The organism is Brevundimonas sp. EU05-FHT14B11 (assembly GCF_058790835.1).
This window is the reverse complement of sequence record NZ_JBYTCY010000001.1, coordinates 1,269,539-1,287,285: the sequence shown is the minus strand read 5'-3', so window position 1 is coordinate 1,287,285 and position 17,747 is coordinate 1,269,539. Positions and strand designations below refer to the sequence as shown.

Here is a 17,747-nt window from a genome sequence, read left to right as displayed (position 1 = left end):
GAAGGGGCGAACGCCATGACGCTTGTCCTCACAGCCATGTGCCCGATCTATGTAGTCCAGGTCAGCGACCGTCTCGTTACGGCGGGGCCTGCCCCCCACGACGCCATGTCCAACAAGACCATCGTCTACCGCGCCAGGGATGCGCTGGTGTCGATCGGCTATTCCGGCGTCGCCTATGTCGGTGATGTGCCGATGGATGACTGGATCGCCGGGACTCTATGGGGCGGCCCCATACCTCGCGGCCCCGACGGGAAGCGGCCCGCGAAGAGCTTCGGCCCGGCGCCTGTTCTTCGCGATATCGGCCAGGCCGCGGCCCGTCTTGAACACGCGATCAAGGGGTTGGCTTCCGCGGCGGTCGATAAGCACGGCCTATACCTCACCCTCGCCGGATGGCAGGGGCAGCGACATGGCGCACGGCCTATCGTCATGGAGATCGAACGTCGGGACGGCGTCACGACGGTGCGGCGTTCGCCTCGCCGCCCGCCCAAGGGACAGGAGTTCCGGCTTCACAGCATTGGGGCGCGCCTCTCGACCGAGGCGTTCCGTGCGCGCTTCGCGTCATTGCGCGGCGAGGGAGGTTTGAACTGCACCATCGAAGAGGTCGAAATTCGCTTTGCCGAAACGATCCGCGAGACGTCGATGTGCGTTCCCAGCGTCGGCGAGAACCTGCTCAGCGTGGTGTTGCCCCGTCCCGATCTCGGCCCGGCGATATGCCGTTTCCTGCCGGCCCAGCCCCATGCCGTGCGGATGAGGACGGCCACGCGCGACATGGTGATGGATGTGGCCCATTCTCCGTGGATCGTGGGACCGTCCGTTCTTTATCCGCCAAGCGCCGAGATCGGTGAGACGGTAATGGACCTCGGTGGCGTTCCTCTCGTGATCGTCGGGGCGGCTCCAACGTCGGGACTGCTGGGCCTGAGCAGCAGCATCAGGCGTCCTTTGCCGCCGTCTGCCGGCGGACCAGGACGATTCTGACGTAGTCGAGCCATCCGTCCGTTCCTGACGCAGGCGCGTGCCAGGATGCGCCGATGCTCATCCCGACGCACAGCTCTATCCGGACGCTTCGGACGCTTCGGACGGTGTTTACGACCGTCCGGCCGTCAGGTCCCGATCACCAGGCTCACCGTCGTCGTGGTCGAGCCGCCGATGTTCAGCGTCTGCACATTGCGCGCGCCCTCGACCTGCATGTCGCCCGCGGTTCCGGTCGTCTGCTTGAAGGCGTCCAGCGCCATTCGCACCCCGGTCGCCCCGACCGGGTGACCGCAGCCGATCAGGCCGCCGGACGGGTTGATCGGCAGCCGGCCGCCCATCTCGATGTCGCCCGCCTCGATCGCCTTCCAGCTCTCGCCCGGCGCGGTCAGGCCCAGATGGTCGATGGCCATGTACTCGGTCATCGAGAAGCAGTCGTGGGTCTCCACCGCATCGATGCCCGACAGGTCCAGACCGGCCCGGGCGCGGGCGTCGTCGATGGCCCGCTTCACCTGCGGGAAGACATAGGGCTGCCCCTCGCTGGCCCTGATCTTGCGGCCATAGTCGATCGGCGCGCAGCGGTGGCCCCAGCCCTTGATGCGCGGCAGGCTCTCCAGCGGAATGCCCCGCGCCTTCGCATATTCGGCGGCCCGTTCCGGCGAGGCCAGGATGATGGCGGCGGCGCCGTCCGTCACCTGACCGCAGTCGGTCTTGCGCACCCGCCCCTCGATCACCGGATTGGCCTCGTCGTCGTTCGAGAAGCTGGCGGCGGTGAATTCGTATTTTCTGGTTTGGGCGTTTTTGTTGTTCTTGGCGTTGGCGAAATTGACCTGCGCGATCCGGCGCAGATGCTGTTCGTCGATGCCGTAGCGGCGATCGTATTCCTCGGTCAGGTCCGAGAAGGCGCGCGGCCACGGATAGGTGGCGTCCAGATACTCGTGCCCGGCCCAGGCGGCGGCGCCCAGGTGCTCGGCCGCCGTCACGCCCGGCACATTCCGCATCATCTCCATGCCCAGCACCATCGCCGTGCCGTAGCGGCCCGACTCGATGTCGGCGGCGGCGGCCAGCACGGCCAGGCTGCCCGAGGCGCAGGCCGCTTCATGGCGCGACGCGGGCATGCCGGTGAACCGCTCGTCCGCCATGGCGAAGAAGCCGCCCAGCATGCCCTGGCCGGTGAACAGATCGCCGACGAAATTGCCGACGTGGCCGACCTCGATGTCTTCCGGATCCAGCCCCGTCTCCGCCAGGGCCCCGTGCACGGCCTCCGCGAAGCCGTCGCCGATCTCCAGCCCCTCGCGGGCGTAGTTGCGCGCGAAGTCCGACTGCCAGCCGCCCAGGATGTAGGTCATGGCTTCGCTCCCTTACGCCGCCGCCTGAGAGGCGCGGATGGTTTCGCCCTGCGACCAGGTCGCGTGGGTCCCGCTGGACATCCGGCCGGGCAGCATGATCCGCGCCACCGGCCCCTCGGCCGGCTTGCGCGCATCATAGATCACGCACTCCGACCGGTTCTCGATCATGTCGGTGACATAGGTGATCAGATAGCCGTCGTCCTCTTCCGTCGCGCCGATGCGCGGGGCGAAGCCGGGCTCCGAGCCGTAGCGCTCCGGGCCGAAATCGACGGTCCAGCTCTCGCCCGTGTCCATGTCGTGCTTCACCAGGCCGGTGAACAGGAACCAGCCGGGCTTGGACACGGCGCTGTAGGCGTATTTGTACTTCACGCCGGCGAACTGGTTGTTGATGACGCCGAACTCCAGCACCCGGTCGTCCAGCCGCTGCTCGGTCGTCGCGCCGGTCTTCAGGTTGAAGCGCCAGCGGTGCAGTTTCGGCTGCAGCATGTTCTGGTCCAGGAAGGTCATGATCCGCTCATGACCCGGCCAGGCGTCCGGGCTGGTTTTCGGCACCGGATTGTCCTGGAAATAGCCGTCCATGACGATCTCGTCGCCGTCTTCCCAGGCGTTCAGGAAGTGCAGCACATAGGTCGCGTCGGCCTCGAACCAGCGCACGTCCTCGGCCCCGCCGAAGCGCGGAATGATGCCGAAGCGCGACTTCATGTCGGCGTGGAACCGCGCCGCGTGGATGCCCTTGGGCAGCAGGTCCTCTTCCCAGAACAGCGGGAAGTCGTTGAGGATCGAATAGTTGGTCGTGAACGCCATGTCGTGCGGCAGGCGCGCGCCCGGCAGCGGCACGGGCGTGAAATGCTTCAGCTTGTTGTCCGGCCCGACCACGCCGTAGTGCATGTGCGGCGCGGCCTTGGAGTAGTTGAAGAACAGCAGCTCGCCGGTCTTCTCGTCCACCTTGGGGTGGGCCGAAATGCCCTCGGGCGGACACCAGTCGGCGCTGGGCAGCTGCTCCATCGTATAGGGATCAAGGCGATAACCCTCGCCGCACTGGTAGAAGGTCGAAAGGATCGCCCCGGCGTGAATGATCACGTCGGTCGAGGACGAATCCTTCAGCCCCCCGTGGGCGCCCCAGCCCGGCAATTCCGACAGCGACGGATGCTCGGCCAGTCCGGCCCACAGCGCCCGTCCCGCCGCCTGTTCGGCCAGGAAGCCCTTGGTGCGCACGAAGCGGTTGCGATAGGCGGCCTTGCCGTCCCGCAGCACCATGGTGTGGATCATCCCGTCGCCGTCGAACGGGTGATAGCGGCCGATCGGGTCATGCACCGGGTTCTCGGTGTTGCGCACATAGACGCCGTCGATGTCGGTGGGGATGGTCCCGATCACCGGCATGTCCTCGGCCGTGAACTCCTCATGCTGCGGCGTCCAGGCGCCGGTCATGTAGGGATGCTCGTTCGGCTGCAGCGTCGCCTTGAACGGTTCAAAGCCCATCGATCACTCCTTGCGGGCGCTCGCCCGGAACATAGTGGGTTGCGTTAGAATACCATCCTTGTCGTCGTTGGCGAGGGCTTTTAGTATCAATTCGAAAGCGACGCCGCGAATGGCGCGGACAGGGAGAACAGGACTATGGCGGATCACGTGTTTCCGGCGCTGGACTTTGACGGCCTGCGGCCGCCCAGCCCCTTCCTGACGCCCGAGCACGACGCCTGGCGGGCCCAGCTGCGCGGCTTCGTGGACGGCCATATCGCGCCCCACCTGAAGGACTGGGACGCCGCCTCCGACTTCCCCGACAGCCTCTATGTCGAGGCGGCCAGGGCCGGTATCTCCGGCATGGGCTTCCGCGAGGATCTGGGCGGCACCGGCGAGGACGTCGACCTCTACCACCGCATCATCTACGCCGAGGAGTTCTTCCGGCTCGGCTCCGGCGTCGTCTTCGCCGACCTCGCCACCCCCTGGATCGCCCTGCCGCCGATCATCAACGGCGGAACGCCCGAGATGCTGGACCGCGTCGCCCGGCCGGTGCTGGCGGGTCAGAAGAAGATCGCCTTCGCGGTCACCGAGCCCGGCGGCGGCTCCGACGTCTCGGGCTTCACCACCACGGCCGAACGCCGCGGCGACGTCTTCGTCGTCAACGGCGGCAAGACCCTGATCTCGGGCGCCATGAAGGCCGACTTCCTGCTGACCGCCGTGCGCACCGGCGGCCCCGGCATGGGCGGCCTGTCCATGCTGCTGATCGAGACCGACCGGCCCGGCGTGACCCGCGGCCCGGTCCCCGGCCTTCAGTGGTACAACCGCAACAACGGCTGGCTTCAGTTCGAGAACGTCGAGGTGCCGGTCAGCAACCTGATCGGCGTCGAGAACCGCGGCTTCGCCGGCCTGGCGAGCCAGTTCAACATCGAGCGCTTCAGCGGCATCTCGGCCACCCTCGCGATGGCCCGCACCTGCATCGCCGAAGCCATCGCCTTCGCCCGCGAGCGCCAGACCTTCGGCAAGCGGCTGATCGACCACCAGTCGATGCGCCACAAGATCGTGGAGATGATCCAGCGTCTGAAGGCGGCCTACGCCTTCCTCGACATCCTGGTCTGGCGCTTCCAGCGCGGCGAGGCGCCGGTGGCCGACCTGGCCCTGCTGAAGGTCCAGGCCACCACCACCTTGGAGCACTGCGCCCGCGAGAGCCTGCAGGTCCTCGGCGGCCGCGCCTACACCGGCGACAACCGCGTCGAGCGCATCTACCGCGAGGCCCGCATCTTCGTCATCGGCGGCGGCTCGGAAGAGATCCTGCGCGACCTCGCCGCCAAGCAGATGGGGTTCTGAACAAGAAGAGGCCCCGCCGACAGATCGGCGGGGCCCAGTTTTCAGGAAAACGCAGTCGCTTCGGAAGTCTCAGAAGTTCCGGCGCAGGGTGATCCCGTAGGTGCGGGGATCGCCGAGGAAGGCCGAGTACGAACCGGCCTGGAACGTGGCCGGAATGATGCGGCGATAATAATCCTTGTCGAAGACGTTGCGGGCCCACAGGTCCACCGCCCAGTCGCCGCCCTCATGCCGCAGCGAGAAGCGGGCGTTGGCCACCGAGAAGGCTTCCTGCACCCGGTTCGGATCGAAGCCGCCGGTGAAGAACTCGGAGCTGTAGCGGTTGTCCATGTAGGCCACGCCGGTCAGGTCGCCCGAGATCGGGAACTCGTAGGTGACCGAGGTCACGTTCACCCAGTCCGGCGACTGCTCCATCTCCCGGCCCGAATAGGTCGAGTTGCCGGGGCTGACCGGATAGTAGGCGTCCGTGTAGCTCAGGCCGTTGGTGATCGTCAGGCCGTCCATCGGCCGCCAGGTCACCTCGATCTCGGCGCCCTTGGACACCGCCTCTTCCAGGCTGCGGACGACGAAGTTGACGCCCGTGTACTCGATCAGCTGGAAGCCCGAGAAGGTCTGGTGGAAGACCGCCATGTTGGCGATCAGGCGGCGGTCGAAGAACTCGGTCTTCAGGCCGACCTCATAGGCGTCCACCGTCTCTTCCGAGAAGGCCAGGTCGCGCGCGTTCGGCGTCGCCGGAGTGGTGAAGCCGGCGCGGTCGAAATTGTAGCCGCCCGACTTGTAGCCCCGCGAATAGGAGACATAGCCGTTCACGTTCGGAGCGAACTCATAGGCCACGTTGAAGGTGCCGGTGACGGCGTCCTCGCTGCGCGAGTCCGTGTCGCCCGCCGGGTTCATCCGCGTGTCCCAGAAGGGGGCGCAGAAGCGGGTGATGCCCGGCGCATCGCCGGTCGCCACGGCGCTGTCGCAGGCGGGGTTGAAGTTCTGGCCCCAGAAGTCGATCGACTTCTTGTTGTTGGTGTAGCGCAGGCCGGCGGTGACGCTGAGCTGGTCGGTGATGTTGAAGATGTTGTGCGTGAAGACCGAGATGTCCCGGCCGTTCTGCTCGCCCACGCCCCGCGCGCCGTCGCCGGGCGTGAAGGCGGCCAGGGTCGTGGCCTGGAAGGTGGCCGCGCCGCCGTAGATCAGCGGATAGTCGGCGCCCATCCGGTAGGCGGAGTCGTTGCGGACATCCTCATCCGAATAATAGGCCCCGACCAGCCAGTCGACCATGCCGGCCGTGCCCTGCAGGCGCAGTTCCTGGGTGAAAACGTCGAAGTTCTGGTGCAGGCCGTCCGGGGCGAAGAAGCCCAGGTCGGCGCCCGAGTGGTCGAAGTCCTGCGAGCGCGAGGCTTCCCAGCTGCGGTAGGCCGTGACCGAGGTCAGGTTGGCCCAGCCGAGGTCCCAGTCGGCCTGGGCCGACAGGCCCCAGTCGACGATGTTCTCGGAGTTCACGCGCCCGGCGGTCTTGGACGCCTGCCGGTCGAAGGGGTTGGTGCTGGTGTAGCCGATCTGGCCCCGCGCGGCGGACAGGCTGTTCACCAGGCCGTAGGTCGGGCCGGCGATGGCCAGCACCGCGACGCAGCAGTTCTCTTCGCGGTTGGTGTAGTCGGCGCTGAACATCCAGCGCAGGCTGTCGGTCGGCTCGTAGCGCAGCTTGGCGCGGATGAACTGGCGATCCAGGTTGTCCAGGGTCTCCTGGCTGTTGGCGTCCGGATAGAAGCCGTCGCGGGTTTCCGAACTGGCCTCCACCCGCAGGGCGGCGTTGTCCGACAGGGGCAGATTGACGGCCCCGGCCACGCGCATGTTGGAGAAGTCGCCGTAGGTGCCTTCAAGGCGGCCCTCGACGCCGGTGAAGCTGGGCGTCCGGGTGACGATGTTGATCAGGCCCGAGGAGGTGTTGCGGCCGAACAGGGTGCCCTGCGGTCCGCGGAGGACCTCGATCCGTTCCAGGTCGCCGAGCTCGGACAGGGCCACGCCGGTGCGGGCGCGGGTCACCCCGTCGATCACCACGCCGACCGAGGACTCCAGGCCCGGGTTGGTGGAGGTGGTGCCGATGCCGCGGATGCGGATCGACGAGTCGGCGCCGCCGCCCGGGGTCTGGAACTGCACGCTCGGCGCCAGGCCGGTCAGTTCGCGGATGTCCGAGACGCCGGAGTTCTGAAGCTGCTGCGCGCCGATGGCGGTGACGGCCACGGGCACATCGATGAGCCGCTCTTCCCGCTTGGTCGCGGTGACGATGACGTCGTCGATCTGGGTCGCGGTGTCCTGCGACGGTGTTTGCGGAGCGGTCTGGGCCCATGCCGGCGATGCGCCGAGAGATGCGGCCAGAAGCAATGCGGATACGCTGATGGAACCTCGAATGGTCACGCCCTATCCTCCCATGAGCCCCCGTTTAGCCGAGGTGCTTCAGTGCTAGGTGTAACTTGCAGAACGAGACTGTCAAATAGCTTTTGTAATCAGACCAACATCTGTGCTTGATTGGGTTAAGGCTGTCACAGGGCCCGCAGACCCGTTTGGAAGAACGGAAATCCGCGGCCCGAACGAAACCAACCAGACCGGAAAACCGGCGGTATAACAGGGAGTTGAGGCGGACCCGTGGAGACATCGGTCACACGTCACAGCGAACAGCCCGGCCCGTTTCCGCGGACCACGAAATCCCTTGCCGAAATCCACCCGTGCGCCGGGATCGGATCGGCAAGTCACTTTCATCTTTAGATTGATTGATGGACCGGACCTCGCCGATGACCAGTACGACGTCCCCTGAAACACCCGTCGCGGCGACTACGCCCAAGCCCCGGATCTGGCCCCATCCCGGGTGGGGCTGGTTCGCGGTCGCGGCCCTGATGGTGGCCTATACCTCCAGCTTCATCGACCGGCAGATCCTGAGCCTTCTGGTCGAGCCGATCCGCGCCGACCTGAACATCTCGGACACCCAGTTCAGCCTGCTGGCGGGTCTGGCCTTCTCGCTGTTCTACACCCTGATGGGCGTGCCCCTGGCCCGGCTGGCCGACCGGGGAAGCCGCCGCTGGATCATCTTCTTCGGCATCGTCATCTGGAGCGTGATGACCGTCGGCTGCGGCCTGGCCAACAGCTTCTGGGCCCTGTTCGCCGCACGCGTCGGCGTCGGCATCGGGGAGGCCGCCCTGTCGCCCGCCGCCTATTCGATGATCTCGGACTATTTCCCGCCGCGCATGCGGGCGCGCGCGCTCGCGGTCTATTCCATGGGGCCGTATATCGGTGCCGGGCTGGCCCTGATGATCGGCGGCGGCGCGATCGACATGATCGCCCGTCACGGGACGATGGAGCTGCCGCTGCTGGGGACGCTGGCCCCGTGGCAGCAGACCTTCGTCCTGGTCGGCCTGCCCGGCCTTCTGATCGCCGCCCTGTTCCTGATCGTGCGCGAGCCGCCCCGGCACGGGCTGGTCAAGGCCGACCGGAACGCCGGCGTGCTGAAGTTCATGTGGGCGCGCAAGAAGACCTTCTACGCCATGATCATCGGCTTCTCGATCTTCGGCATCGCCGGCATCTCCTACCTGGCGTGGATCCCGGCGGTGCTGATCCGCACGCACGGCTGGAACGCCTCGCAGGTCGGCTTCGCCTACGGGGCCGTGCTTCTGCTGGCGGCGACGCCGGGCGTCCTGGTCGGCGGATGGCTGAGCGACTTCCTGGCCGCGCGCGGCCGCAAGGACGCGCCGCTTGTCGCCGCCATCTTCGGTCTGGTGTGCAGCATCCCCTTCGCCATCGCCACGCCCCTCATGCCTGACGCGAACTGGGCCATCGCCTCGCTGGCCGGCTTCAGCTTCTTCGCGGGCCTGATGAACAGCCTGCCGGCGACCTCGCTGCAATCGGTGTCGCCCAACCAGTTCCGGGCGCAGGTCACGGCCATCTACTTCCTGATCGGCAACCTGATCTCGCTGGCCGGGGGACCGACCATCGTCGCGGCGATCAGCGACGGCCTGCTGGGCGGCCCGAAACACATCGGCGTGTCCCTGGCCATCGTCAGCGGCGTCTGCATCACCGTCGCCTCGGCCATCCTGATCAAGACCCTGCCCCATTTCCGCGCCAGCGTGGATGAGGCGGAGGAATGGCAGAGGGACGCCTCGTGAGCGGGTTGAAGCTGCCCTGGTTCGACCCGACGCCGCCCACGGCGGACGAGTGCGTGATCCCGCGCCTGCTGGACCGCTACGCCGCCGAGACGCCCGACAAGGTGTTCATCCGCTATGAGACCGGCGAGACCTGGACCTGGGCCGAGACCCGGCGAAAGGCGCTTGAGACCGCCGCCGCCCTGCAGGCGCGCGGGGTGAAGAAGGGCGACATCGTCGCCGCCTGGGCGCCCAATTCGGCGGCGCTGGTGCGCTCGTGGTTCGGCGCGAACTATGCGGGCGCGGCCCTGGCCCCGATCAACACCAGCTTCCGCGGCAAGCTGCTGGAGCATGCGATCGGCAAGACCGGAGCCCGACTGCTGATCGTGCACCCCGATCTGGTCGGGCGGCTGGAAGGCCTGTCGCTGGGCGCCGTCGAGGGACTGATCCTGACGGGCGAGGCGACCGGGCAAGTCAACCTGGGCGTCGCGGTCGAACCCGCCACGGCCCTGGCCGGCGACGCGGCGGCCTATGCGCGGGTGGAGTCCGATCCGTGGGACAGCCCGGTGATCATCTTCACCTCCGGCACCACGGGGCCGTCCAAGGCGGTGCTGACCTCCTATGTGCAGGAGTGGACGACCGGGAAGGTCACCTACGGCTACATGCACGGCGGCGACCGGATGCTGGTCAACCTGCCGATGTTCCATGTCGGCGGCATCGCCGCGATCACGGCGGCGGTGGCCTGCGGCGGTTCCGTGGCCCTGTTCGAGGCTTTCGACACCCGGCGCTTCTGGGACGTGATCCGCGAGACGGAATCGACCGTGTGCAGCGGCCTGATCGGCGCCCTGACGGCCTTCCTGATGAAGGAGCCGCCCCGACCGGACGATCGGGACAATCCGCTGCGCATGGTGACGCTCGCCCCCATCACCGAGGACACGGTCGCGCTCGCCGAGCGGTTCGGCTTCGACTACATCTCGGGCTTCAACATGACCGAGGTTTCGGGGCCGCTGATCTGCGCGGTCAACGAGACGGTGATGCGCAGCTGCGGGCGGGCGCGCGAGGGCATGGAGTGCCGCATCGTAGACGCCTTCGACAACGAGGTTCCGCACGGCGAGCCGGGCGAACTGGTGATCCGCGCGGACAGCCCCTGGACCCTGAGCCACGGCTATCTGGGCGATCCGGAGGCGACAGCGGAGGCCTGGCGCAACGGCTGGTTCCACACCGGCGACCTGATGCGCCGCGACGCCGAGGGCTGCTTCTTCTTCATCGACCGCAAGAAGGACGCGATCCGCCGGCGGGGCGAGAACATGTCGTCGCTGGAGATCGAGATCGAGGTCTGCGGCCACCCCGCCGTGCGCGAGGCGGCGGCCTATGGCGTTGACCTGCCGGGCGGGGAACAGGAGGTGATGGTCGCCGTCGCCCCGGTTGCGGGCGCGACGATCGATCCGAGGGAGCTGGTCGAATATCTGATCCCGCGCATGACCCACTTCATGGTGCCGCGCTATGTGCGGATCGAGGCGGAGCTGCCCAAGACCCCCACCAACAAGATCCAGAAGACCGGCCTGAGGGCGGAGGGAATCACGGCGGAGACCTTCGACCGGGAGGCAGCCGGCCTGACCGTTCGTCGTCAGAAACTCTCAACCGCTTGAATCCCGTTCAACGAGACCGCTAAGACAAGCCATGGTTTCCCAAGGCGCGACGAAGACCCGGCTGGTTCCAAAGAGTTCCCTGAACCGGGCGCTGAACGCGCTCGGCGATAGATGGAGCCTGCTGATCGTTCAGGAAGCCTTCCTCGGCGCCACGCGGTTCGAGGAGTTCCACGAACGGCTGGGCGGCGCCCGCAGCACCCTGTCCAGCCGGCTGCAGGCGCTGGAGCGGCACGACATTCTCGAGAAGCGCCCGCACCGGGACGAGGGCGCGCGCATGGCCTATCACCTGACGCCGCGCGGGCTGGACCTATTCGACAGCATGATCCTGATGTGGGGCTGGGGCGTGCGCTGGGGCGTGGCCGGCCGCCGCGCGCCGACGGTCTTCATCCACGAGGTGTGCGGCAAGCCCATGCTGCCCGAGGTGCGCTGCACCGCCTGCGGCGAACTGCTGACCCTGCGCAGTTGCAGCTTCGTGCCCGGTCCCGGCCAGGGGATGGAGAAGCTGCCGGTCCAACGCATGCACCGCAAGCGTCAGCCGACCGACACGACGCCGGTGCTGGAGCTGGTCGATCTGCTGGGCGACCGCTGGACCGGCCTGGTGGTCAGCGTCCAGTATTTCGGCATCCACCGCTTCGACGAGATGCAGAACATGCTGGGCATCGCGTCCAACATCCTGACCGACCGGCTGCGCACGCTGGAGAACGCGGGCATCTTCGAGCGGCGGCTCTATGAGATCACCCCGCCCCGGTACGAGTACCGGCTGACCAAGAAGGGGCTGGACCTGTATCCCCACGCCCTGACCATGCTGACCTGGGCCGACGCCTGGCTGAGGGACAAGGCGGGACCGCCCGTCCGCATCCGGCACGAGTGCGGCGCCGCCCTGAGCAGCGAGGTAGACTGCAGCTGCTGCAAGGGCCGGCTGAAGATGGCCGACGTGCTGCTGAAGCCCGGCAAGGGGCACACGATCGCCTGATCCCGAACGCGCTCGCGAGGACGTGAAAGTCCACGTTTGAAAGTGCGGCCATGTCACTTGCATAAACAAACTTACCGTCCTAGCGTTTGCCGAACGACAAGAACGGGAGAGACGCCATGGGCGAGCATATGAAGGTGGTCGAGGCCATGATGGCCGCGTGGAAGAAGCGCGACGTGGAGGGCTTCATCGCCACCCTGTCCGACGACATCGAGTACCACTGGCACCCCACCAAACGTCCCGCCATCGGCAAGGACAAGATGCGCAAATTCCTGGCCAACTACGAACAGGGCTTCGACCAGCAGGAATGGCGGATCGTGCACTCGGCCGAGGCCGGAGAGGTGCTGTTCGTGGAAGGGATGGAAGTCCTCGTGGACCGCTCGACCGGGGTGAAGATGGACAATCCCTTCGTCCAGGTCTTCGAGGTCCGCGACGGCCTGATCCGCCGCATGCGGGACTATTATGACACCTCGCAGGTGCACGCCCCGGCCAAGCCGGACGCCGCCAAGGCCTCGGCGTGAGCACGCCGATCGAGCGCCTGCGGGCGCTGATGGAGGTCTCGGGACGCCGCGACAAGGCGGCGTTTCTGGACTTCTTCGACCCCACGATCGAGTACCACTATCACGTCGGCACCCGCCCGCTGATCGGGGTCGAATGGGTCGACAAATTCATCACCCGGTACTGGGCCAACCACTCCGAAACCGAGTGGGTCCTGTCCAGCTGGGCGCAGAACGAGACCCAGGTCCTGACCGAGGGCCGCGAGGACTACGTCAACGCCGACGGCGTGAAGGTGTCCCACCCCTATATGGGCATCATCGAGTTCGGGCCGGACGGGAAGATCACCGCCTGGCGCGACTATTTCCAGATGAAGGACCCAGCCGCGACGGGGTGAGTTCTCCCTCCCCCTTCTGGGGAGGGTGGCTCGCGGAGCGAGAGGGGTGGGGAGCAACCGCACAGCCCCCCACCCTGTCGTCGCTGCGCGCCGACATCCCTCCCACAGGGGGGAGGGAGAAACTTCAGATCCGCTCCGCCCGAAGCTGGCCCCGACGCACCTTGCCGGCGTCGTCGCGCAGCCGTTCAGCGGTGGCCTCGAAGGTGCGCGGCTGTTTGTAGCGGGCGATGCGCTCGGCGAGGAAGGCGGTCAGCGCCGCCGCGTCCAGCCGCCCGTCCGCCGTCTCGACGATGGCGTGGACGCGCTGGCCCAGGTCGTTGTCCGGCAGGCCGATGACCACGCTGCACTGGACGCCGGGGAAGGCGTCGATCGCCGCCTCGACCTCGGCCGGATAGACGTTGGCGCCGCCCGACAGGATCATGTCCACCCGACGGTCCGCGAGGAAGAGATAGCCGTCGGCGTCCAGCCGCCCCATGTCGCCCAGGGTCTCGAACTCGCCCACCGCCTTGGGCTCGGCGCCCAGGTAGCGGTAGGTGCTCCCCTGCCCTCGCAGGGGCCGGAAGAAGATCTCGCCGACCTCGTCCACGTCGCAGGCCGAGCCGTCCGGACGCAGCACCTGCATCTGGTAGCCGGGCAGGACCCGGCCGACCGAGCCGGGCTTCTCAAGCCACTGCAGGCCGTTGATGCCGGTGCCGCCCATGGCCTCGGTGCCGGTGTAGAGCTCCCACACCGTCTCGGGGCCGACCCAGTCGATCCAGGCCTGCTTGAGCCACGGCGGACACGGCGCGGCGATGTGCATGACGGCGTCCAGGGACGAGATGTCGTAGCGGGCCTTCACCGCCTCCGGCAGGGCCCAGATGCGGTGCATCATGGTCGGCACCTGGAACAGCCAGCGCACCCTGTAGCGCTCGATCAGGCGCAGGGCTTCCTCGGCGTCGAAGCGCGGCATCAGCACCACGTGCAGGCCCCAGCCCAGGGCGAAGCAGGTCATGCCGAAGGGGGCCGCGTGGTACAGCGGCCCGGGATTCATCAGCACGTCGTCGTCCGGCAGCATGCCCAGCAGGGGTCTGTCCGGATCGGCGACGCCCGGCGACATGTCGACGATGACCTTGGGCCGGCCCGTGCTGCCGCCCGAGGCGATGGCCTTCAGGTGCGGGGCGATCTTCTCCGGCAGGGGGCTGTCATCGGCCGCCGCATCGAAGGTGTCGGCCTCCGCGAAGGCGGGCCAGCCGCCGGCCTTGGCCGCGTCGTTGATCACCACCAGCCGGGGCTTGAGCAGGTCGAGGACGCCCTCCAGCTCCGCCGCCGGCAGCTTGTGCGACAGGGGCGCGGGCGTGGCGCCCAGGGCCCAGACGGCGAAGGCCAGCTCAAGGAAGGCCGGGGTGTTGGGCAGGGCGATGGCGACGAAGTCTCCCGCCTCCACGCCCAGCCGCGCCAGGGTCCGGGCGCGGCGATTGACCCGCGACGCCAGCGCAGCGCGGGTCAGGGTCTCGCCTTCGAAGGACAGGGCCGGGCGGTCCGGATCGCGGGCCGCGTGGATGTCCAGAAGGGCGCCCATGCCCCGGGGCGACATCTCGCCGATCCCGGGGGTGGACATGACGCGTGGGGTGGACGGGCGCTTCACACGACCTCCGGAGCGGCCTTCTTCGGCGGCCAGGGGATGAGGGAACTTGTGCGGGCGATATACTCGGCATAGCCGGGGCGCTGATAGGTCAGCCGCTTCTCATAGGACGGCCCGCCGCTGTACTTCACGAACATCAGCAGCAGGAGCAGCGGCCCGACGATGGAGGCGATGCCGATCAGGCCGGTCTCCGCCGCGATGGCCCACAGGCCGAACCAGACGCAGAGGTCGCCGAAGTAGTTGGGATGGCGGGTGTAGCGCCACAGGCCGGCGTCCAGCACCTTGCCCTCATTGGCCTTGTTCGCCTTGAAGCGGACCAGCTGGAAGTCGGCCAGGCTCTCGAACAGGATGCCGAAGACGACCAGGCCGGCGCCGATCCAGCCCAGCGTGCCGATGGCCGCGGGCGTGGCCGACAGCTGGCCCAGCTGGACCGGCATGCTGACCACCCACAGGATCGGGGCCTGGAACATGAAGACCAGCCTCCAGGAGGCGACGGGGAAGCTCCAGCCCTTGGTCTCCTGCGCGCGGCTGAGCATCTTCACGTAGCGGCGGTCGGGCCCGTGGGAGCGCCAGCGCCACAGGATGTAGAGGCCCAGGCGCAGGCCCCAGACGCAGGCGAGCGCGAGCAGGAGCTGCATCCGCGCATCGGCGCCGTCGGCCTGAAAGAAGGTGGTCACCGCCATGAAGGCCAGGCCCAGCGCCCACCAGGCGTCGACGAAGGTGACGTCCTTCAGCGCGCAGCCGATGGCCCAGAGGATGACGAAGGACGCGATACAGATCCCGAGGTTGATCCCCAGGATCGTGGCGATCTCCTGAACAGCAGGCATTGGACTTCCCTCCCCTTGTGGCGCCGGCGCTAGCGGCCGGTCGACGGTTCCTTGACGAAGACGGCCTTGGCCATCTGCCGCTCCAACCCCTTGGGATCACGCGCCTTGGCGGCGCGCATCTCGATGGCGAAGCGGTCTGTGTCGATCTCGTCCGTGCCCCGGGTGATGCCGCGCATGGCGGCCCGGGCGACGTCCTCAGGCGCCTCCTTGGCCCCCTTCACATGCGCGGCCATGCGCGTGTCGACCGAGCCGACGATCAGCGAGGTGACGGTCGTGCCCTGCCCGGCCAGCTCGGCGCGGATGCACGTCCCGGCGGCGCGCATGGCGAATTTGGACGGGCTGTAGCCCCCCATGTTCGGCGCGGCGAGGATGCCGCCGACCGAGAGGACGTTCAGGATGGCGCCGCCGCCGTTGGCCTTCAGGATGGGCGCGAAGGCGCGGGCCATGGCGACGGGGCCGAAATAGTTGACCTCCATCTCCTCGCGCGCGGCCGACAGGTCGTCGGCGCCGATCAGCAGCTGGTTGTTGAAGGCGCCGGCGTTGTTGACCACGACCGAGACGTCCGGACAGGCGGCCGCCGCGGCCGTGATCTGCTCCGGCTTCGACACGTCGAGGCGCACGGCCACGACGCGATCGGGAAACTCATCCTCGAGATGTTTCGCCGAGGCGGGATCGCGGGCGCCGGCGTAGACCCTGGCCGCCCCCTCCTGCATCAGCACGCGGACGAAGGCCTCGCCGATCCCGCGATTGGCGCCGGTGACGATGGCGACACAGCCCTGGACTTCCATGATCGGACCTCAGGCGGCGGTGTAGATGATGTCGTCGGGCTTCTTGGCGCCGCGGCGCAGCTGGGTCGGATCATTGGTGATCGCCCCGCGCGCCCAGGTCTCCGAGATCTCGTGTTCCTCGTTCCACTCCCAGCACATGGTGCGGCGCAGGATCCGCCATTCGTTCCCACGCTTCTCCATCTGATCGACGCAGCGGGCCAGGGTGCGGGTGTCGAACAGCTCCCCTTTCACCTTCAGGCGCGAGGCGGTGAGGATGTAGCATTCGGCCGTGGCCGTCGTGGCGCTCTTCAGCTCGATGACCAGGTTCATGGCCAGATGGTTCATCAGCCCGGCTTTGGGCAGGCGCTCCTTGACGACGGCGACCCATTCTGACGCCGGGCCGTTGAAGGTGCCGCCGTGGTCCTCCCAACCGTCGGGCCAATAGGCGCGCTCGACCAGGTCCGCGTCGGCGCGGTCGCAGCCGCGCAGGAACAGCAGCAGGGTCTCCTCGATCGCCTTCTTGTCGAGAAGCGCCTGCACCTCGGGATCACGGTCGGCCATGGTCGTTTCCTCGGTTCGTTCTTTTAGTCTTTGAATGAAAGTGACATGACTTTTGTTAGCGGGCAACCCGCTGACATCAGAGGCGAAGGAGGCCCGGCGGCGCCGCGACCACGCGCGGGATGGCGTCCAGGACCATGCCGGCGACCGCGAACTGCTCTGGCTTTGTGCGCACGCCCGCCGGCGCGGTGTCGACCAGGTCCATGGCGATCTTCAGCCCGGGCAGGCCGTCGACCTCGATCCGCCAGTGCGGCTTGCCGGCGAAGGCCGGGTCAGCCGGGTCCATGATCCAGTTGACCTCGTGGGTGATGCGGCGGACGCCGTCGGCGAGGCCGTGCACCCGCCAGGTCGTCGCCGCCACCGTGCCCCGAGGGATGATGCCCGCCGCGACGATGAGGTCGAGCTCGGCGGTGCGCAGTTCGTGGTCGGACTCATACCCGTCCAGCTTCAGACCGATGCGTTGCGCCAGCCCCTCGACACTCTGGGCGAACATGCGGTCGAAGGTTCGCGCCAGCGGGCCGTCCACCAGGTCGATCGACGCCGGATCCGCTCCGAAGCCGAGCGCGCCGAAGACATAGTCGGGGTTGGGAACCGTCGCACAGTCAATGATTTCGCGGGTCGCGACGTTGCGGTGGGACAGGCACAGGCTGACGGCGTTGGCCGCCATCCGCTCCGCCACCCAGCCGGGATTCACCCCCGTCCCGGCCAGGGTCGCGCCGCCTTTCAGCGCGCTCTGCGACAGGGTCGCCGCATAGTCGGCGCCGAGCGCGGCGGGCTCGAAGTAGTTGTTGATCGAGATGACGTTCTTGCCTGCCTCCAGCAGACGCCGGACGTCGGCGTCATGCCCGTCATAGGGATCCGGCAACATCGGGCAGTGCAGCACCACGTCGGCGTCCAGCGCCAGGATGTCCTCGATGGCGCGGGTGGCGATCACCCCGGTCGGATCGCGCCGCGCGATATCCCCGGCGTCCCGCCCGGCCTTGGCCGCGCCATAGACGAACAGACCGACCAGTTCGAAGCGCGGATCGTCGATCACGGCGCGCAGGCAGGCCCGCCCCATGGAGCCGGTCGCCCACTGGATCACGCGGATCGGTCTGGTCATTCGAAGCGGATCCTGTGACTTGCGATTCCGAACCGATACGCCATCAGTCCAGAAACGCAAGCCGGTTGCCAAGCCGTCCCGCTTGATTAGTATGTTTACGAAAGCGACGACGTACGCGCTTTG

General features: G+C 67.6%; 15 protein-coding genes. 7 read left to right on the top strand and 8 right to left on the bottom strand.

All coding sequences use genetic code 11. The annotated features are described in order from the left end of the window. Positions 1–15: 15 nt before the first annotated feature. Positions 16–975: a hypothetical protein gene (locus tag AC3WRV_RS06465; RefSeq protein ID WP_492312577.1), complete on the top strand. Its 960-nt coding sequence runs from the start codon at positions 16–18 to the stop codon at positions 973–975. 125 nt (positions 976–1,100) lie between these two features. On the opposite strand, the gene AC3WRV_RS06460 is transcribed toward AC3WRV_RS06465, so the two are convergent. Next, a complete protein-coding gene (locus AC3WRV_RS06460) occupies positions 1,101–2,318 on the bottom strand; it encodes an acetyl-CoA acetyltransferase (protein ID WP_492312576.1) in 1,218 nt (405 codons plus the stop codon). 12 nt (positions 2,319–2,330) lie between these two features. After that, positions 2,331–3,797 (bottom strand): carotenoid oxygenase family protein, encoded by a 1,467-nt coding sequence (locus AC3WRV_RS06455; protein ID WP_492312575.1) that lies wholly within the window; start codon positions 3,795–3,797, stop codon positions 2,331–2,333. A 135-nt stretch (positions 3,798–3,932) separates the two neighbouring features. Here AC3WRV_RS06455 and AC3WRV_RS06450 point away from each other — a divergent pair, with 135 nt between their 5' ends. Further along, on the top strand, positions 3,933–5,120 hold the full coding sequence (locus tag AC3WRV_RS06450; protein WP_492312574.1) for an acyl-CoA dehydrogenase family protein: 1,188 nt from the start codon (positions 3,933–3,935) through the stop codon (positions 5,118–5,120). Between the two features lie 69 nt (positions 5,121–5,189). Here AC3WRV_RS06450 and AC3WRV_RS06445 read toward each other — a convergent pair whose 3' ends face one another. Continuing rightward, the gene (locus AC3WRV_RS06445; protein ID WP_492312573.1) at positions 5,190–7,523 is read right to left on the bottom strand and encodes a TonB-dependent receptor; all 2,334 of its coding nucleotides are present in this window, start codon (positions 7,521–7,523) and stop codon (positions 5,190–5,192) included. A 374-nt stretch (positions 7,524–7,897) separates the two neighbouring features. Here AC3WRV_RS06445 and AC3WRV_RS06440 point away from each other — a divergent pair, with 374 nt between their 5' ends. From AC3WRV_RS06440 to AC3WRV_RS06420, 5 genes are all read left to right on the top strand, one after another. Then, positions 7,898–9,262, top strand: coding sequence for a spinster family MFS transporter (locus tag AC3WRV_RS06440; protein WP_291832707.1), 1,365 nt, complete (start codon positions 7,898–7,900; stop codon positions 9,260–9,262). Beyond that, a complete protein-coding gene (locus AC3WRV_RS06435; RefSeq protein WP_492312572.1) occupies positions 9,259–10,887 on the top strand; it encodes an AMP-binding protein in 1,629 nt (542 codons plus the stop codon). Before AC3WRV_RS06440 ends, AC3WRV_RS06435 begins: the two co-directional genes overlap by 4 nt. A 31-nt stretch (positions 10,888–10,918) precedes the next feature. Then, a complete protein-coding gene (locus AC3WRV_RS06430) occupies positions 10,919–11,860 on the top strand; it encodes a winged helix-turn-helix transcriptional regulator (protein ID WP_291832713.1) in 942 nt (313 codons plus the stop codon). 116 nt (positions 11,861–11,976) lie between these two features. Continuing rightward, positions 11,977–12,378, top strand: a complete 402-nt coding sequence (locus tag AC3WRV_RS06425) for a nuclear transport factor 2 family protein (protein ID WP_291832716.1) — start codon at positions 11,977–11,979, stop codon at positions 12,376–12,378. After that, positions 12,375–12,749, top strand: coding sequence for a nuclear transport factor 2 family protein (locus tag AC3WRV_RS06420; protein WP_492312571.1), 375 nt, complete (start codon positions 12,375–12,377; stop codon positions 12,747–12,749). The genes AC3WRV_RS06425 and AC3WRV_RS06420 overlap by 4 nt, the downstream gene beginning before the upstream one ends. Before the next feature lie 124 nt (positions 12,750–12,873). On the opposite strand, the gene AC3WRV_RS06415 is transcribed toward AC3WRV_RS06420, so the two are convergent. The 5 genes from AC3WRV_RS06415 to AC3WRV_RS06395 form a co-directional block, all read right to left on the bottom strand. Beyond that, a complete protein-coding gene (locus tag AC3WRV_RS06415; RefSeq protein WP_492312570.1) occupies positions 12,874–14,373 on the bottom strand; it encodes an AMP-binding protein in 1,500 nt (499 codons plus the stop codon). Further along, entirely contained in the window at positions 14,370–15,197 is an 828-nt protein-coding gene (locus tag AC3WRV_RS06410; RefSeq protein WP_492312569.1) for a DUF1295 domain-containing protein, read from the bottom strand. The genes AC3WRV_RS06415 and AC3WRV_RS06410 overlap by 4 nt, the downstream gene beginning before the upstream one ends. 29 nt (positions 15,198–15,226) lie before the next feature. Next, positions 15,227–15,985 (bottom strand): SDR family oxidoreductase, encoded by a 759-nt coding sequence (locus tag AC3WRV_RS06405; protein WP_291832723.1) that lies wholly within the window; start codon positions 15,983–15,985, stop codon positions 15,227–15,229. A 9-nt stretch (positions 15,986–15,994) separates the two neighbouring features. Then, on the bottom strand, positions 15,995–16,525 hold the full coding sequence (locus tag AC3WRV_RS06400; protein WP_492312568.1) for a nuclear transport factor 2 family protein: 531 nt from the start codon (positions 16,523–16,525) through the stop codon (positions 15,995–15,997). A gap of 76 nt (positions 16,526–16,601) precedes the next feature. Continuing rightward, the gene (locus AC3WRV_RS06395) at positions 16,602–17,624 is read right to left on the bottom strand and encodes an NAD(P)H-dependent amine dehydrogenase family protein (RefSeq protein ID WP_291832728.1); all 1,023 of its coding nucleotides are present in this window, start codon (positions 17,622–17,624) and stop codon (positions 16,602–16,604) included. Positions 17,625–17,747 lie beyond the last annotated feature (123 nt).

What these genes read in the sequence shown, in the direction of transcription:
- AC3WRV_RS06395 (WP_291832728.1), bottom strand. Translation starts at nt 17,624, where the DNA reads ATGACCAGACCGATCCGCGTGATCCAGTGGGCGACCGGCTCCATGGGG.
- AC3WRV_RS06400 (WP_492312568.1), bottom strand. Translation starts at nt 16,525, where the DNA reads ATGGCCGACCGTGATCCCGAGGTGCAGGCGCTTCTCGACAAGAAGGCG.
- AC3WRV_RS06440 (WP_291832707.1), top strand. Translation starts at nt 7,898, where the DNA reads ATGACCAGTACGACGTCCCCTGAAACACCCGTCGCGGCGACTACGCCC.
- AC3WRV_RS06455 (WP_492312575.1), bottom strand. Translation starts at nt 3,797, where the DNA reads ATGGGCTTTGAACCGTTCAAGGCGACGCTGCAGCCGAACGAGCATCCC.
- AC3WRV_RS06425 (WP_291832716.1), top strand. Translation starts at nt 11,977, where the DNA reads ATGGGCGAGCATATGAAGGTGGTCGAGGCCATGATGGCCGCGTGGAAG.
- AC3WRV_RS06405 (WP_291832723.1), bottom strand. Translation starts at nt 15,985, where the DNA reads ATGGAAGTCCAGGGCTGTGTCGCCATCGTCACCGGCGCCAATCGCGGG.
- AC3WRV_RS06450 (WP_492312574.1), top strand. Translation starts at nt 3,933, where the DNA reads ATGGCGGATCACGTGTTTCCGGCGCTGGACTTTGACGGCCTGCGGCCG.
- AC3WRV_RS06460 (WP_492312576.1), bottom strand. Translation starts at nt 2,318, where the DNA reads ATGACCTACATCCTGGGCGGCTGGCAGTCGGACTTCGCGCGCAACTAC.
- AC3WRV_RS06430 (WP_291832713.1), top strand. Translation starts at nt 10,919, where the DNA reads ATGGTTTCCCAAGGCGCGACGAAGACCCGGCTGGTTCCAAAGAGTTCC.
- AC3WRV_RS06465 (WP_492312577.1), top strand. Translation starts at nt 16, where the DNA reads ATGACGCTTGTCCTCACAGCCATGTGCCCGATCTATGTAGTCCAGGTC.
- AC3WRV_RS06410 (WP_492312569.1), bottom strand. Translation starts at nt 15,197, where the DNA reads ATGCCTGCTGTTCAGGAGATCGCCACGATCCTGGGGATCAACCTCGGG.